The following is a 15718-nucleotide window of genomic DNA, read 5'->3' as shown; positions in this document are numbered from 1 at the left end:
CGTGGAGCCCAGCCGGGGGGAGTGGCTGGAGAATGCGGTGGACCGGGTGGTGGCGTGGGCGCGCGACCGCGAGCCGTCGGCGGGTAAGCGGCGGGTGCTCGCCGTCGAGGGCCGCTCCGGCTCGGGAAAGACCACGCTCGCGGCCGAGGTCGCGGAACGGCTCGGCGCGCCGCTGGTCCACATGGACGACCTGTACGCCGGGTGGGACGGCCTCGAGCAGGCGGTGACCGCGCTGCGGGAGTGGGTGCTGGAACCGCTGGCGCGGGAGCGGCCCGCCGTCTGGCGACGCTGGGACTGGGTGGCGCACGAGTACGCCGAGGAGCACCGGGTGCCGGAGGCGGACTGGCTGGTCGTCGAGGGGGTCGGGACCGGTGCGGGCGTGCTCAGGCCGTACACCTGCGGGGTTGTCTGGTTGAACAGCCCCACCGCGCTGCGCAAGCGGCGCGCCCTCGCCCGGGATGGGCAGACCTATGCCCCGCACTGGGAACGCTGGGCAGCGCACGAGGAGGTGTTCTACGCGGCCGAGAACGTCTCCGCGAACGCCGATCTGATCATCGAGAACGGTTGAGATCGGCGGTCACCCCTTGACCGCGCCGGCGGTGATCCCGGCGACGAAGTGGCGTTGCAGGAACGCGTAGGCCAGCACCATCGGCAGCGAGGCGACCACCACCCCGGTGAACAGCAGCGGGTACTCGGTCAGGTACTCGCCCTGGAAGTCGAGGAGGGCCAGCGGCAGCGTGCGCTTCGCCGGGTCGTCGATGAACAGCAGCGGATGGAGCAGGTCGTTCCAGTGCATGACGACCAGGAAGATCGCGGTCGCGGCCAGCGACGGCGCCGAGACCGGCACGGCGATCCGGCGGTACGCCGCCCACGGCCCGGCCCCGTCGATCTCCGCCGCCTCGAAGAGCTCCGCCGGCAGGGTACGCATGAACCCGGCCAGGATGAAGACCGCCACCGGCAGCGTGACCACCACGTCGACCAGCATCAGTCCGGTCAGGCTGTTGCGCAGCCCGAGCCGGTCGAACTGGACGTACTGCGGGATCATCACGGCCTGCGCGGGCACCGCCAGGCCGAGCGCGAAGATCCCGAAGAGGACCCGGGACGGCAGCCGGGGCAGGCGCGCCACCGCGAACGCGACCAGGCTGCCCAGCAGCAGGGTCACCGGCACCGAGACCGCGACCACCAGGACGCTGTTGCCGAGCACGCGCAGCAGGTCCTGCTTCTCCAGCACGGTGACGTAGTTGTCCAGCGTGGGCCGGGTGGGCGGGCCGAACGGCGAGGCGAACAGATCGGGGGTGGTCTTGAAGCTGCCACCGACGATCACCACCAGCGGCACCACGATCAGCAGCGCGTATCCGGCCAGCAGCAGGCGCCTCATCCGTGTGCCATCCTCGCGGCTCGGTTCTGCAGGAAAGTGACCACGGCGATCGCGGCCATGAAGACGATCGACTCGGCGGCCGCGTACCCCAGTTGCGAGTTGGCGAACGTCGAGTAGATCCGGGTCGCCAGCACGTCCAGACCGGACCGCGGCGGATTCCCGGCCAGGCCCAGGATCAGGTCGAACGCCTTGAACGACTGCAACGTCGTGTACGCCACCACGAGCGCCGTGGCCGGCGCGACCATCGGCCAGGTCACGTGCCGGAACTGCTGCCAGCGCCCGGCGCCGTCGGTCCGCGCCGCGTCGTAGAGCTCCTCCGGGATCTGGTTGATGCCGGCGATGTAGACGATCATCATCTGCCCCGCGTGGAACCAGATCTGCGCCACCGCCACCCAGAGGATCGCGGTGCTCTCGTCACCGAGGTAGGACGACTCGAACCGGTCCAGCCCGGCCGCGTCCAGCACGGCGTTGGCCAGCCCGAAGTTCGGGTCGTAGACGAACTTCCAGATGAAGGCGACCGACACCGAGGAGAGCACGGTCGGCAGGAAGAACAGCGCCCGCAACCAGGTCGAGCCGCGACCGCGGGCGGCCAGGAGCACCGCGAGCAGCAGCGCCAGCGCGGTCTGCCCGAGCACCACGACCAGCAGGAACTTCAGGTTGTTGGTGAGCGCGTTGCGGAACAGGTCGTCGTTCGAGACCACGGCGGTCAGGTTCGCCGCACCGACGTCGTGGAAGGCCGGGCTGTAGCCGTCCCAGTCGGTGGTCGCGTACCGCAGGCCCTGTACGGCGGGGAGCAGGAAGAACCCGCCGTACAGGGCCAGGGCCGGCGCCGCGAAGAGGTAGAGGGCGCGACGGCTCATCGCTTCTGGTCGACGACCCTCTGGGCGGCCTCGGCGGCCTGCTCCGGGCTCTTGCCGCCGACGACCTGCACCGCCGCGTTCTCCACCGCACCGCGGACGTCCAGGTTGCTGAACTGGAAGCGCGGCGCCAGCGCGGTCTTCCTGGACAGCCACGGCGCGAGCGCCTTGAGGTCGGCGTTGGTGTACTCGACGCCCTTGACCGTGACGTGCTGCGCCGTGCCGTTGGCGTAGACGCCGGCCACCACGGGGTCGGAGAGGCGGTCGAGCCAGGCCAGCGCGGCGTCCTGCTTGGCCGACTTGGCGTTCACGCCGAGGATGAACGTCGCGTTGAACACGCCTTCGTACCTCGCCTTGTCGGCGGTGGTGGTGATCGGCGCGAGCAGGTCGATCGGGAACTTCGCGCCGAGCTTGCGGACACCGGAGACCTGGAACGACCCGGTGGCGAGCAGGCCCGCCTTGCCCTGCGCGAAGAGGGCCAGCGCCGCGTCGCTGCCCGTCCCGGTCGCACCCTTCTGGAAGTACGGCGTGAGCTGCTGATACTGCTTCAACACGGTGAGGAACCAGTCGTCGGTCACCTTGGCCTCACCGGTCTCGATCCGGCCGAGCGCGTCGTCGGTGGGGGCGTTGTTGACCACCATGACGTTGAGCAGCTGGCCGGCATTGGCCGCGTCGCCGCCCGGCCAGGCGATCGGCGTGACGCCCTTGCCCTTGAGCGTGTCGAGCAGCGCGAGGAAGCCGTCCCAGTCCTTCGGGGTCTCGGTCACCAGGTCCCGGTTGGCGAGCGGGGTGTTGAAGACCAGCTGGTACGGCACTCCGAGCTGCTTGCCGTCCTGCGCGCCCGCGGTGATCAGGGCGGGCTCGTACCTCTGCGTGAGCGGCTTGCCGGTCAGGTCGGTCCAGACGCCGGCCTTGGCGATGTCCAGGAACTGCGCGCCCCGGAACGCGGTGAACGCGTCGCCGACCGTGCCGCCCCGGAGCTTCTGCAGCGCCGTGCTCTGGTAGTCGTTCGACGGGGAGATGTCCTGGCGTACGGCGAGCTTGGAGTCCTTGATGATCTGTTCGAAGACGTCCTTGTCCTCGGCCCGCCAGTGGGCGAAGGAGATCTCCCCGCCCGTCTCACCGGGCTTTGTGGACTCACCGCCGGGGCCGGCGCAGGCGGCCAGCAGCGAGGCCGCACCGGTGCCGGCGGCGAGTCCGAGGAGGTTGCGGCGGCTCATCGTCATGCGAGGACTCCTTGATAGGCGAGCACGAGCATGGCCGAGATATTGGCAGATATCCTATAGATCAACAAGGTGATCTAGGACATGTGCACGTGAACAGACAAGGGCTGATTCTATCCAAATCAGTCGATATCTTGGTTCAGTCCTTGAACGCCGCCTCGATCTCCTCGCCGCGCAGGGCACCCTCGCGGAACGTCGTGGTCCCCGTGGTCAGCAGCTCCCGGGCCGCGTCACGCATCGCGCCGTAGGCGGCCCAGGCGAGCGCCCCGCCGATGGAGACGCGGCGCACGCCGAGCGCGGCCAGCTCCGGAACGGCCGGGGCGCCGCCGACGGCCAGCACGTTCACCGGCGCGGGCACCTCGGCGACCACGCGCGCGATCGCCTCCGAGGTCCGCAACCCGGGCGCGTAGACCACGTCGGCGCCCGCCGCCCGGTAGGCCCTCAGCCGCGCGACGGTGTCATCGAGATCGTCGTGGCCGTAGAGGTGGTTCTCGGCGCGGGCGGTGAGGACGATCCCGTGCCGGGCGCAGGCCCCGGCGACCACGGCCACCCGCTCGGCGCCCGCCGTCACGGTCTCGATCCGGCCGGTGGCCGGGTCGAAGTCCTCGATCGAGATGCCCGCCGCGCCGGCCGCGGCCAGCAGGTCGACCGTCTCGCGGAGGCCGGCCGGGGTGTCCGCGAAGCAGCGCTCGGCGTCGACGTTGAGCGGGATCTCGATCGCGGCGGTCAGCGCGGCGACGTGCGCCACCAGTTCGTCCCGGGTGACGTGCTGGTCCTGCCGGCCGAGCGTGGCCGCGAAGCCGGACGAGGTGGTGGCCAGGGCGGCGAAGCCCATGGCCGCCAGCAGCCGGGCCGAGCCGGCGTCCCACGGGTTCGGCATGATGAACGTGCCGGTCTGGTGCAGCTCCCGGAATCGGTCCCGCGTCTCTGTCGTCATGCCCGGCATCCTGGCACGTCTGATCCCGCGGTCCGGGGGTCTATTCCCGTGGGCCGACGGTCAGCACCACTTTGGCGCGGGCGTGTTCGGTCTCCAGGTAGCGGATCGCCGCGGCGGCCTCGGCCAGCGGGAAGGTGCGGTCGATCGCCGGGGTCACCCGACCGGATTCGATCAGGGTGCACAGCTCGTCGAGGGTGGCCCGGCTCGGGTCCGAGCCCGGGACGACCACCCGCTGCCGGCGCTGGAGGCGGGCGAGCAACTGGCCGCGGACGAAGAGCGGCATCGGGCCGATCAGGCTTCCTCCGGTGGAGACGCCGCCGCCGGAGAGGACCAGCGTGCCGTCCGGGGTCAGCACCCGGCGCAGGTCACGCAGGGAGCGGTTGCCGACCAGGTCGAGGACCACGTCGTACCGTTCCGGGGCCGTCGCGAAGTCCGTCACGGTGTAGTCGATCACCCGGTCCGCGCCGAGCTTGGTGACCAACTCGACGTTGCGGGTGCTGCAGACGGCGGTCACCCGCGCCTCCCGGGCCTTGGCGATCTGCACCGCGAACGTGCCGACCCCGCCGGACGCGCCGTTGATCAGGATCGTCTGGCCGGCCTTCAGCCCGCCGTCGCGCAGGCAGGACAGGGCCGCGTTACCGGCCAGTGGGAGCGCGGCCGCCTCGGCGAAGCTCAGGCCGGCCGGCATCGGGGCGAGCAGGTGGTGCGGGACGCAGACGTACTCCGCGAAGGTGCCCTGGAGGTGGCCCAGGTCGGCGAAGACGGCGTCCCCGGCGTCGAAGGTGGTCGTGCCGTTCGTGAAGGTGGCCGCGACCTCGCCGGCGACATCGCGGCCGCGGATGCTCCGGGCCGGCCGGGTGAGACCCATCTGAGACCTCATCAGGTACGGATCGCCGCGCATGAAGTGCCAGTCGTAGGCGTTGAGCGACGCCGCTCGCACGCGCACCAGCACCTCGCCGTCGCCCGGCACCGGGGTTTCCACCTCGGTCCAGCGCAGCCGCTCCGGTCCGCCGTACCTGTCCTGGGTGATCGCCTTCATCCCTGCCTCCTCAGTAGAAGGTGTACGCCGTACACCTGATTTCGAGACTAGGTGTACGTCGTACACCTGTCAATCGGGGGGATTAGGGTTGGCACGTGGATGTTGCCGAGCGGCGAGTTCCGCTCAACCGGGAGCGGGTGTTGCGTGCCGCGGTCGAACTGGCCGACCGGACCGGCCTCGACACGCTGAGCATGCGCAACCTCGCTCAGGAGCTGGGCGTGGTGCCGATGGCGCTGTACAAGCACGTCGCCAACAAGGACGAGCTGCTGGACGGCATGGTCGACACGGTGATCGCCTCGATCACCTCGGCGCCGGTCTCGATCACCTCGGCGCCGGTCTCGATCACCTCAGTGCCGGTCCCGATCACCCCGGCGCCGGTCTCGGTCGGCTCGGCGCCGGTCCCGGTCACCTCGGCGCAGGTCTCGGTCAGCCCAGCGCCGGCAACGATCGTTGCGTCCTCGGTGGATCCGGTGCTCGCGAAGGGGGAGCCGGCAGCGGGTGAGGGCTGGAAAGGCGCGGTCCGGCAGCGGATTCTCGGCGCTCGCCAGGCTCTGCTGCGCCACCCATGGGCCTGGCGCGTGATCCACTCCCGCACCGACCCGAGCCCGGCGATGCTCGCCTACCTCGACTCGGTGATCGGCCTCTTCCTGGCCGGCGGTTTCTCCCCGGACCAGACCCACCACATCGTCCACGCCCTGGGCACCCGGATGCTCGGCTACACCCAGGACCTCTTCAACGACTCGCAGCCGGCCCCGCCGGAGGTCCAGTTGGCGATGGCTCGCGCGATGGCCGACCGCTATCCGAGCCTGGCCACCATGGCGGCGGCGGCCGCCCACGACGAGTCCTCGGTGGTCGGCTCCGGTTGCGACGACCAGTTCGAGTTCGAGTTCGCCCTGAACCTCCTGCTCGACGGCTTCGACCGGTTACCCCGCTGACCTCCGGTCCAAGGGCGACCCGGCAACAGCCCGCGCCCACCGATCAACCACGACCGGCGCCAACCGCCGTGGCCAGCCGCCGCCTTGCTTGGCGGGCTGAGTCGGTAGATCGCGAGGCGCGGCCGTGGGCAACCGCTGCCTTGCCTGGTGGGCTGAGTCGGTAGATCGCGACGCGCGGCCGTGGCCAGCCGCTGCCTTGCTTGGTGGGCTGAGTCGGTAGATCGCGAGGTGCGGCTGTGGGTAACCGCTGCCTTGCTTGGTGGGCTGAGTCGGTAGATCGCGACGCGCGGCCGTGGGCAACCGCCGCCTTGCCTGGTGGCCTGACCTGGTAGACCGGGACGCGCGGCCGCGGCCGGGCGGGGCGGTGCGGGCCTCGCGCGAGACCGGCACGGCAACGTGGCCGAAATGCCTGCCCACGGGGCTCCGTCGGTCGTACCGGAAAAATGGATTTTGAATGTGATCGCCGCTAAATCGGGTGACGGGCGGTTCGGGCTGTGCAAGGGTCCGACCTCATGGAACCGATCAGCGAGGCGGAGATCCGGGCCTCGTTCGTCAACTGCAGCAAGGGCGAGGCGGCGCGGATCAAGCTGCCTACCGACTTCCGCGAGACCCCCTGGGACGATCTGGACTTCTTCGGCTGGATCGACCCGGCAGCGCCGCAGCGGGCGGCGATCGTGGTGCCCACCCCGGCCGGCGCGCGTCCCCGGGTCGGGATCCTGCTGCGCAAGGCGGAGGGCGGCGGCAAGGTGAGCGCCGCCCGGTCCAGCATGTGCCAGGTCTGCCTGACCGACCACAACGCCGGCGGGGTCAGCCTGTTCACGGCACCGCTCGCCGGGGCGGCGGGGCGCAACGGGAACTCGGTCGGGGACTATCTCTGCTCGGACCTGGCCTGCTCGCTCTACCTGCGGGGAAAGCGGCAGCCGAAGATGCGCCTGGTCCGCTTCGAGGAGACGCTGACGGCGACGGAGAAGATCGACCGCGCGCTGCTCAAGCTGTCCGCGTTCACGTCCCGGGTCGCGGGCTCGCCGGCACGCTGAGCGGTTTACCCGGCCGGGTTCTGGCCGGGGACGTTGAGCGGTTTGCCGGCCGGGTTCTGGTCGGGGGCGTTGAGCGGTTTGCCCGGGCGGGTCCTGGTCGGGGGCGTTGAGCGGTTTACCCGGGTGGGTCCTGGTCGAGGACGTTCAGCGGCCGCTCGAAGAACGTCTCCAGCACGACGATCGTCTCGGTCCCGGTGACGCCGTCGATGTCGAAGGCCCGCCGCAGCACGGCCTGTAGCTGCTCCGTGGTCGCGGTGCGGACCTTCACCAGCAGCGACGCCGACCCGGCGACGATGTGGGCCTCCTGAATCTCCGGGATGGCCGCCAGCGCGTCCCGGGTCGGCGGGTCTCCCATCCACGAATTGGCCTGGAGCAGCACGAACGCGAGCACGCCACGCTGGACCGCGGCCGGGTCGACGTCGACGGTGGTACGCCGGATGACCTTCCGCTCGCGCAGCTTGCGTACCCGCTCGTGGGCCGACCCCGCCGACAGCCCCACCGCCTTGCCGAGATCCGCATACGCCTGCGTGGCGTCGGCCTGCAACGCCGCCAGCAGCGCACGATCCGTGCCGTCCACCGTTTCCTCATTTCGTAGAACCTGAATCAGGTGAATCCGTCAATGACCATACTGTGTTCGGAGATGATAGCTTCGATCCGAATGAGGATCAGCTTGCGATGAGGAGCCCGCGATGACCGAGACCATCCCCGCCCAGTTCCAGGTCCTCGACGAACGCTTCAAGTACATCAACGGAGACTTCGTCCTCGAGCGGCTGCACGCCGGCTCGCGCAAGACCGAGGGCCCGGCCTACTTCCCGGCCGGGCGCTACCTGGTGTGGAGCGACATCCCCAACGACCGGCTCCTGCGCTGGGACGAGACCACCGGCGCTGTCGGCGTCTTCCGCCATTTCTCCGGATACGCCAACGGCAACACCGTCGACCGGCAGGGCCGGCTCATCACCTGCGAGCAGGGCAACCGGCGCGTCACCCGCACCGAACACGACGGCTTCGTCACCGTGCTCGCCGATCGGTACGAGGGCAGGCGGCTCAACAGCCCGAACGATGTGGTCGTGCGCGCCGACGGCACGATCTGGTTCACCGACCCGATCTACGGGATTTTCAGCGACTACGAGGGCAACCAGGCCGACAGCGAGTTCGGCGACGACTGCTACGTCTTCCGGCTCGACCCGGCCACCGGTGAGCTGCGAGTGGTCGCCGACGACTTCTGCCGCCCCAACGGCCTGGCCTTCTCCCCGGACGAGCGGCAGCTGTACATCGCGGACACCCGGCAGGAGCCCAGCCACATCCGGGTCTTCGACGTCACCGCCGACGGCGAGCTGGCGGGCGGGAAGATCTTCGCCGAGTGCGACAACGGGCGCTTCGACGGCCTGCGGCTGGACGGCGCCGGCCGGGTCTGGGCCGCGGCCTGGGACGGTGTGCACTGCTTCGACACCGACGGCACCCTGATCGGCAAGCTGCTGCTGCCGGAGTCGGTCGCCAACCTCACCTTCGGGGGTCCGAAGCGCAATCACCTCTTCATCACCGCCGGGATTAGCGTGTATTCGCTGCGGGTCACGGTCAACGGCGCCCGCTATCCCCAGCCCGCGGGAGCCTGATGCGACCTTCTCGCGACCAACCCCCGGAGAGGGCGTGCCCCGCCCGTCGCCGCATCCAAGATCAACTTAGGTGAGTGGCATCGGGCGGGAGCCGGGTCAGGAGTACGCGGCGAACTGGTCGAGCAGACTCTGCGGTGCGGTCTCGTCGAAGCAGAGCATCAGATTCCGAGCGGCCTCCGCGGCGGCCTCGGCGCTGCGCGGGAAGAGCTCCGCCTCGTACGCGGCAAGCGCCTTCTCGACGTCTCCCGGATGCGCGGCGATGGCCTCGCCCAGCGCGGATCCGTCGAGCATCGCGAGGTTCGCCCCCTCGCCGGCGAACGGCGACATCACGTGCGCGGCGTCCCCGACCAGGGTCACCCCGGGCACGCGCGCCCACCGATGCTCGATCGGCAGCGCGTTGATGGTCCGCGGCACCAGCGCGCCGTCCGCCTCGGTGATCAGCGCGTGGAACTCCGGCGCCCAGTCGCGGAACTCGGTCACCATCAGTGCCTTCGCCCGTTCGGTGTCGGTCCAGTCGATGCTCGCGGTCCAGCCGGCCGGCTTGCCGACGGCGATGTAGACGTGCAGGCTGCCGTCGGTCTCCCGGTGGGCGAGGAATCCCCGGCCGGGTCCGAGGGCGAAGAGCATGCCGGCACCGACGGTGCGGGCCGGGCCGGGGTGGCGGGTGTCCGCGTCGAAGAGGTCCACTTCGACGAAGGACATCCCGGTGTAGGTGGGCCTGGCGTCGGAGAGCAGCGGCCGCACCCGGGACCAGGCCCCGTCCGCGCCGACCAGCAGTCCGGTGGTGACGGTGGTCCCGTCGGCGAAGGCGAGCTCGTGCCGGCCGTCGCCCAGGCTGCCGACTCCGGTGAGCTTGGCGCCCCAGCGGACGGTGTCACCGGGCAGCGAGTCCAGCAGCATCCGCCGCAGCTGGTCGCGGTCGACCTCGGGGCGGCCGCGGGTGCCGTCGTCCTCCTCCTCGTGGCGCACCATGCCGTGCCGGTCGAGGATCCGGGTCGCCTCGCCGCCGGGGTGGATGATCTTCTGGAACTCGTCGAACAGGCCGGCCGCCCGGATCGCCACCTGACCGTTGTAGTCGTGGATGTCGAGCATGCCGCCCTGGGCGCGGGCGGTGGGTGAGGCGTCGAGCTCGTAGACGGTCGCGGGGATGCCGTGCACGTGGAGCACCCGGGCGAGGGTCAGGCCGCCGAGTCCGGCGCCCACGATCGTGATCGGTGTGGTCATCGTCTTCTCCTTCAGTGGACGAACAGGTTCCTGACGAACATGTTCTTCAAGGCCGTGCTTTCCCGCCCGGGGCAGGACCGCGGGCGGGCGCGAGGTTGTCGTCTCCTAGCCTTCGGCGATTTCCGGTACGGGGGTGGCCGTGCTCCGGACCCCCGCGACCAGTGCGGTGAAAGCCCAGGTGAGGCGCTGCATCCCGGCCCCGGAGAAGAGATCGTCCCGAGCCTCGGCGATGTTCGGGTGCTCCTGCTCCGGAGCCTCCCGCAACGCCATCACGAACAGCTGCCGCTCGTCGTCGGCCCCGGCCAGCTCGCCCCGGGTGCCGTGCTCGGCCGCCGTCGCGGTGCCGAGTTGCAGCAGCACGTCCACGCCCCAGGCGGCCTGCCCGATCGGCACGCCACCCGCGCGCAGCAGCCCGAGGATCGTGTCGACCAGCCGCAGGTAGTGCCGCCCGGACGGGCGCAGGGTCAGCACCGACCGGGCCAGGCTCGGGTGGTCGAGCAGCAGGTGCGTGTAGGCGCACAGGAGCCCGACCAGCTCGTCGTGCCACCGATCGGCGTCGGCCGGAGGGAGGTGCAGCCGGGCGAGCAGCTCGTCGAGGATCGCGCCGTGCAGCTCGGCCATGTTCTGCACATAGACGTAGAGGGAGGCGGGGCCGGTGTCGAGCTCGGTCGCGAGCCGGCGCATGGTCACCCGCTCCAGGCCCTCCTCGTGCATGATCCGCAGCGCCACGGCGACCGCGCCGTCGCGGCTCAGCGGTGGCTTCGCCGGTCGGTCGCGGCGGCTGACGGGGACGCGTCGAGGACTCATAACGCGATCGTAGCGAACATGTTCGTCAGCGACAAACGCTTCACGGCCCCGAGTCGGGCAGCGTCAGCGACAAACGCCTCGCGGCGCCGCGTCGGGCAGTGTCAGGACGTCAGCGACAAACGCCTCACGGCCCCGGGTCGGGCAGCGTCAGGAGGGCAGCGACGAACGCCTCACGGCACCGCGTCGGGCAGCGTCAGGACGTCAGCGACAAACGCTTCACGGCCCCGGGTCGGGCAGTGTCAGGACGACAGCGACGAACGCCTCGCGGCACCGCGTCGGGCGGTGTCACGACGTCAGCGACGAACGCCTCACGGTACGGCGTCGAGCAGGGTCAGGACGTCGGTGAACATGGCGGTGGTGGCGACCGGGTCGAGGTGCCGGGCCTGCCAGCCGCGGGACCGGAGGCCCTGCAGCACGGCGATCATGGTGGTCCGCACGGTCCGCAGGGTGGCGGGCGAGAGCAGCACCGCCGAGGTGCCGTCGGCGTGGGCCGCCCGGGACGCGGCGCCGAGCGCGACCAGCGCGGCCGCCGACCCGTTCAGGATCTGCGCGATGTGCGGGCGGTCGTGGTCCAGGTTGAAGGCGGCCACGTGGACCGCCAGGCCCAGCCCGGCCAGCAGGCGCCCGGTCTCGTCGCCGCTGAGCACGGCCGGCATGGTGGCCGAGTCGTCCTCGGTGGCCCCCGTGCCGTCGCCGAGCCCGGTCACCAGCTCGGTCGCGACCTCGGGTGGGACGCGCAGCTCGGCGAGGGGGATGTCGGGGAACCGCCGGTGCAGCACGTCCTCGACGGCGTCCCGGATCACGTAACCCGGCACCACCCGGTGCTGCTCGTCGAGCCGTCGCATGATCGCCGCGACGATGTCGTCGAGGGTCATCGGCCGCTCCATCCACCTACCGTATCGAGGCTCGGGCCGTGTCGTGGCGGCGCGGGGGCCTCCCGTTCAGCGTCGATGTAAGTGCAGGTCAGAACCGCTGTATATGTTCGGTGAAACCCGACAGAAGGGTCCGATATGCGATAGAACGACCGTTAGTCAGCCCGATGGAAAACCGACGAACGGGGTACGAGCGGTGGCTACTCCAATGCAGTCCGAGATCCGTAAGGAAGAGCAAGAGCAGCGGCGGCAGAGCCTCAGCACGGCCGCCGCCCGGAACCTGACGACCACCACCAAGACGGTTCCGCAGATGCAGGAGATCACCTCCCGGTGGCTGCTGCGCAAGCTGCCCTGGGTGCAGGTCTCGGGAGGCGCCTATCGGGTGAATCGGCGGATGACCTATCGGATCGGCGACGGCCGGCTCAGCTTCACCAACGTGGGCTCGCAGATCCGGGTCATCCCCGGCGAACTGCGCGAGCTGCCGGTGCTCAGCGAGTTCGACGACGCCGACGTGCTGGCGACCATGGCGGACAAGTTCACCCAGCAGGAGTTCGAGCCGGGCCAGGTGATCGTGGAGTTCGGCTCGGTCGCCGACCGGGTCTACCTGATCGCGCACGGCAAGGTGGACAAGGTCGGCGTCGGCAACTACGGCGACCCGGTCAACCTGGGCGTCCTCGCCGACGGTGAGGCGTTCGGCATGCAGGCGCTCACCGAGGACCAGCGGATCTGGGACTACACCGCGAAGGCGATGACCGCGGTGACCCTGTTGAGCATGCCGCGCTCCGCGTTCGTCGACCTGATGCGCCAGAACGACCAGTTGCGCGCGCACGTCGAGCGGTTCCGTGCCAAGAACCGGCGACCGCAGAACAAGCACGGCGAGGCGGCGATCGTGGTCACCGCCGGCCACAAGGGCGAACCGGTCCTGGACGGGACGTACGTCGACTACGAGCAGTGCCCGCGCGAGTACGAGCTGAGCGTCGCCCAGACCGTCCTGCGCGTGCACACCCGGGTCGCCGACCTCTACAACGACCCGATGAACCAGGTGGAGCAGCAGCTTCGGCTGACCGTGGAGGCGCTGCGCGAGCGCCAGGAGTACGAAATGATCAACAACCGCGAGTTCGGCCTGCTGCACAACGCCGACCTGCGGCAGCGCATCCACACCCGCAGCGGCCCGCCCACCCCGGACGACCTGGACGAGCTGCTCAGCATGCGGCGCAGCACCCGGATGTTCCTGGCCCACCCGCAGGCCATCGCCGCGTTCGGCCGGGAGTGCACCAAGCGCGGCATCTACCCGCCGATGGTCGAGATGGACGGGCACACCGTGATGGCGTGGCGCGGCGTGCCGATCCTGCCCTGCGGCAAGATCCCGGTCACCGAGACGCACACCACCTCCATCCTGGCGATGCGGACCGGGGAGGCGGAGCAGGGCGTGGTCGGGCTGCACCAGACCGGCATCCCGGACGAGTACCAGCCCAGCCTGTCGGTGCGGTTCATGGGGATCAACGAGCAGGCGATCATGTCGTACCTGGTCAGCGCGTACTACTCGGCGGCGGTGCTGGTGCCGGATGCCCTGGGCATCCTGGACCACGTCGAGCTCTCGCACTGATGTTGCGGACAGTCGATCTCGGCCGCGAGATCCTGACCGATTTCACCAGTGCGCCGTCCGGCCATCTGAGCGCACTGTTCGTACCGAAGATCGATCTTGCCCCAAGTGGGCTCGGCACCTCGGCGGCCCGCGCCTTCTCGCCCCGGCCGGAGAAGCCGGCCGAGCCGCGGCTCTTCTGCCCCGGGCCGCTGCGCGACGACCGGGCGCTCGGGGAGCAGGTCAACGAGGCCGTGGTGAGCTGGGCCGAGCAGGTCGGGATCTACCCGGGCCGCCTCGACAAGCTGCGGGCGGCGAACTTCGGCCGGTTCATGATGCTCGCCCACCCCGCCACCAGTGATCCGGACCGGCTGCTCGCCGCGACGAAGTGCCTGGTCGCGGAGTGGGCGGCGGATGATTACTACGTGGATGAGGTGTCCCTGGGCGCCGATCCGATGGTGGTCGGCTCCCGGCTCGCGAACCTGCACGCGGTGATCGACCCGGCGGCACTGCCGGGCCGCTACCTGGCTGATCTCGAGGGGTACCACCGGCTCCAGCCGATCTCCGTGGCGTTCCGCAGCGCCCTGGAGCACCTGGCCAGGTACACGACCGTGACGCAGATGGCCCGCTTCCAGCACCAGATGGCGATCCTCTTCGTCGCCTGGGCCCAGGAGGCGGACTGGCACGCCAACCGGCGTACCCCGCCGGTCTGGGAGTACCTGGTGCAGCGGCACCTCAACGACTACCTGCCGCCGATGATCCTGATCGACGTGCTGGGCGGCTACGAACTGCCACCGGAGGAGTTCTACCACCCACGGGTACGCGAGGCGTTCACCGCCGCGGGCGACGCCGCCGTGCTGGTCAACGACCTGTACTCCGGCCCGAACGAGTCCGAGAACGATCACAACCTGCCCAGTGTTCTGGTGGCCAACGAACGGCTCACGCAGCGCGAAGCGGTGTTGCGCACCGTCGAGATCCACAACGAGCTGATGGAGACCTTCGTGACCCTGGCCGCGTCGCTGAGCGCGACCGGCTCGCCCACCCTGCGCCGCTTCCTCGTCGACACGTGGGCGTGGTTGGGCGGAAGCCGCGAGTGGCATGCGACCAGCGGCCGCTATCACGACACCAAGGAGGAGAAATCATGATCACCACCGCTGCTTCCCCTTTGCGCACCGACTTCGAGCGATCCGTGGCGGACTACTGGAACACCCATCGGATCGACCCGGTGAACCTGCGTCTGGGTGAGGTGGACGGCCTCTACCACCATCACTACGGCGTCGGCGAGCCCGACTGGAGCGTTCTCGACGGTCCGGCGGAGACCCGTGAACAGCGGATCATCACCGAGCTGCACCGCCTCGAGAACGCGCAGGCCGACCTGCTGCTCGACCACCTCGGCCCGATCAAGTCCACCGACGTCCTGCTGGACGCGGGCTCCGGCCGCGGCGGCACCAGCATCATGGCCAACGCCCGGTTCGGCTGCCAGATCGACGGCGTGTCGATCTCGGATTACCAGGTCGGCTTCGCGAACGAGCAGGCCGCGCTCCGCGGGGTCGGCGACAAGGTGCGGTTCCACTTCCGGAACATGCTGCACTCCGGGTTCGGCGACGGCTCCCGGCAGGCGATCTGGACGAACGAGACGACGATGTACGTCGACCTGTACGACCTGTACGCCGAGTTCGCCCGGATGCTGCGCTTCGGTGGCCGCTACGTCTGCGTCACCGGCTGCGCGAACGACGTGACCGGCCGCCGCTCCAAGCCGGTCAGCAGGATCAACGAGCACTACACCTGCGACATCCACCCACGCAGCGAATACTTCAAGGCGCTCGCCGCCCACGGCCTCGTCCCGATCAACGTGGTCGACCTGACCGCGGCGACCATCCCGTACTGGGAGATGCGGGCCAGGTCGGAGGTGGCCACCGGGATCGAGGAGGCGTTCCTGACGGCGTACAAGGAGGGCAGTTTCCACTACCTCCTGATCGCCGCCGACCGCGTCTGACCCGCTCGACCACCGAACCGCCGCCGGGGCGCCGTCCCGGCGGCGGTTTCCTGTCCCGGCCGCCGCCTTCGGTCGTACGGCGTCGTGGGTTTGGGGTGAATGTCGGTCTTGCGGCGGCGGTGGGCCTGGAGGTCGTAGTGGGTGGGTGTATCACGTCGCATGATCGGCGGCTCCATCTCGGGTGAATCGGCAATTCCCGCTCCGTGATACATGGAGGA

Annotated in this window: 16 protein-coding genes; 7 read left to right on the top strand and 9 right to left on the bottom strand. The window is 70.1% G+C overall.

The window, feature by feature from the left end; all coding sequences use genetic code 11:
* Window position 1: 1 nt before the first annotated feature.
* The gene (locus tag CHC09_RS06640) at window positions 2–568 is read left to right on the top strand and encodes a nucleoside/nucleotide kinase family protein (protein WP_203833059.1); all 567 of its coding nucleotides are present in this window, start codon (window positions 2–4) and stop codon (window positions 566–568) included.
* 9 nt (window positions 569–577) lie between these two features.
* Here the strand turns inward: CHC09_RS06640 and CHC09_RS06635 are convergent, their stop codons facing one another.
* From CHC09_RS06635 to CHC09_RS06615, 5 genes are all read right to left on the bottom strand, one after another.
* The gene (locus CHC09_RS06635) at window positions 578–1378 is read right to left on the bottom strand and encodes a carbohydrate ABC transporter permease (protein ID WP_089292094.1); all 801 of its coding nucleotides are present in this window, start codon (window positions 1376–1378) and stop codon (window positions 578–580) included.
* Window positions 1375–2238: a carbohydrate ABC transporter permease gene (locus tag CHC09_RS06630; RefSeq protein ID WP_089292093.1), complete on the bottom strand. Its 864-nt coding sequence runs from the start codon at window positions 2236–2238 to the stop codon at window positions 1375–1377. The genes CHC09_RS06635 and CHC09_RS06630 overlap by 4 nt, the downstream gene beginning before the upstream one ends.
* The gene (locus tag CHC09_RS06625) at window positions 2235–3461 is read right to left on the bottom strand and encodes an ABC transporter substrate-binding protein (RefSeq protein ID WP_239138191.1); all 1227 of its coding nucleotides are present in this window, start codon (window positions 3459–3461) and stop codon (window positions 2235–2237) included. The genes CHC09_RS06630 and CHC09_RS06625 overlap by 4 nt, the downstream gene beginning before the upstream one ends.
* Before the next feature lie 136 nt (window positions 3462–3597).
* On the bottom strand, window positions 3598–4395 hold the full coding sequence (locus CHC09_RS06620) for an isocitrate lyase/PEP mutase family protein (protein ID WP_089292092.1): 798 nt from the start codon (window positions 4393–4395) through the stop codon (window positions 3598–3600).
* A gap of 40 nt (window positions 4396–4435) precedes the next feature.
* Complete coding sequence (locus CHC09_RS06615; protein WP_089292091.1) at window positions 4436–5434, bottom strand: NAD(P)-dependent alcohol dehydrogenase; 999 nt, start codon at window positions 5432–5434, stop codon at window positions 4436–4438.
* Between the two features lie 95 nt (window positions 5435–5529).
* Between CHC09_RS06615 and CHC09_RS06610 the strand changes: the two genes are divergently transcribed.
* Window positions 5530–6369 (top strand): TetR/AcrR family transcriptional regulator C-terminal domain-containing protein, encoded by an 840-nt coding sequence (locus CHC09_RS06610; protein ID WP_239138192.1) that lies wholly within the window; start codon window positions 5530–5532, stop codon window positions 6367–6369.
* Window positions 6370–6881: 512 nt separating this feature from the next.
* Window positions 6882–7406 carry an FBP domain-containing protein gene (locus CHC09_RS06605; RefSeq protein ID WP_089292090.1) on the top strand — a complete coding sequence of 175 codons (525 nt, stop codon included), beginning with the start codon at window positions 6882–6884 and terminating at the stop codon, window positions 7404–7406.
* Window positions 7407–7521: 115 nt separating this feature from the next.
* Here CHC09_RS06605 and CHC09_RS06600 read toward each other — a convergent pair whose 3' ends face one another.
* Complete coding sequence (locus CHC09_RS06600) at window positions 7522–7983, bottom strand: Lrp/AsnC family transcriptional regulator (RefSeq protein WP_089292089.1); 462 nt, start codon at window positions 7981–7983, stop codon at window positions 7522–7524.
* Window positions 7984–8095: 112 nt separating this feature from the next.
* Between CHC09_RS06600 and CHC09_RS06595 the strand changes: the two genes are divergently transcribed.
* Window positions 8096–9019, top strand: coding sequence for an SMP-30/gluconolactonase/LRE family protein (locus tag CHC09_RS06595; protein WP_089292088.1), 924 nt, complete (start codon window positions 8096–8098; stop codon window positions 9017–9019).
* Window positions 9020–9115: 96 nt separating this feature from the next.
* Here CHC09_RS06595 and CHC09_RS06590 read toward each other — a convergent pair whose 3' ends face one another.
* The 3 genes from CHC09_RS06590 to CHC09_RS06580 all read right to left on the bottom strand — a co-directional run bounded on the left by CHC09_RS06590 (window position 9116) and on the right by CHC09_RS06580 (window position 11937).
* On the bottom strand, window positions 9116–10243 hold the full coding sequence (locus CHC09_RS06590; protein ID WP_089292087.1) for an FAD-dependent oxidoreductase: 1128 nt from the start codon (window positions 10241–10243) through the stop codon (window positions 9116–9118).
* Window positions 10244–10348: 105 nt separating this feature from the next.
* Window positions 10349–11050: a TetR/AcrR family transcriptional regulator gene (locus CHC09_RS06585; RefSeq protein WP_089292086.1), complete on the bottom strand. Its 702-nt coding sequence runs from the start codon at window positions 11048–11050 to the stop codon at window positions 10349–10351.
* 308 nt (window positions 11051–11358) lie between these two features.
* A complete protein-coding gene (locus CHC09_RS06580; RefSeq protein WP_239138193.1) occupies window positions 11359–11937 on the bottom strand; it encodes a hypothetical protein in 579 nt (192 codons plus the stop codon).
* A 181-nt stretch (window positions 11938–12118) separates the two neighbouring features.
* Between CHC09_RS06580 and CHC09_RS06575 the strand changes: the two genes are divergently transcribed.
* From CHC09_RS06575 to CHC09_RS06565, 3 genes are read left to right on the top strand one after another with little or no spacing between them, the layout of a single operon-like run.
* The gene (locus tag CHC09_RS06575) at window positions 12119–13528 is read left to right on the top strand and encodes a family 2B encapsulin nanocompartment shell protein (RefSeq protein ID WP_239138194.1); all 1410 of its coding nucleotides are present in this window, start codon (window positions 12119–12121) and stop codon (window positions 13526–13528) included.
* Window positions 13528–14649: a family 2 encapsulin nanocompartment cargo protein terpene cyclase gene (locus tag CHC09_RS06570; RefSeq protein ID WP_239138195.1), complete on the top strand. Its 1122-nt coding sequence runs from the start codon at window positions 13528–13530 to the stop codon at window positions 14647–14649. The genes CHC09_RS06575 and CHC09_RS06570 overlap by 1 nt, the downstream gene beginning before the upstream one ends.
* The gene (locus CHC09_RS06565; RefSeq protein WP_089292084.1) at window positions 14646–15500 is read left to right on the top strand and encodes a geranyl diphosphate 2-C-methyltransferase; all 855 of its coding nucleotides are present in this window, start codon (window positions 14646–14648) and stop codon (window positions 15498–15500) included. Before CHC09_RS06570 ends, CHC09_RS06565 begins: the two co-directional genes overlap by 4 nt.
* Window positions 15501–15718: the final 218 nt, after the last annotated feature.

The sequence above is a fragment of the Actinoplanes regularis genome, from assembly GCF_900188005.1.
GTDB lineage: Bacteria > Actinomycetota > Actinomycetes > Mycobacteriales > Micromonosporaceae > Actinoplanes > Actinoplanes regularis.
Note: the sequence above shows the minus strand (reverse complement) of the source record. Positions and strands in the feature narration are given on the sequence as shown.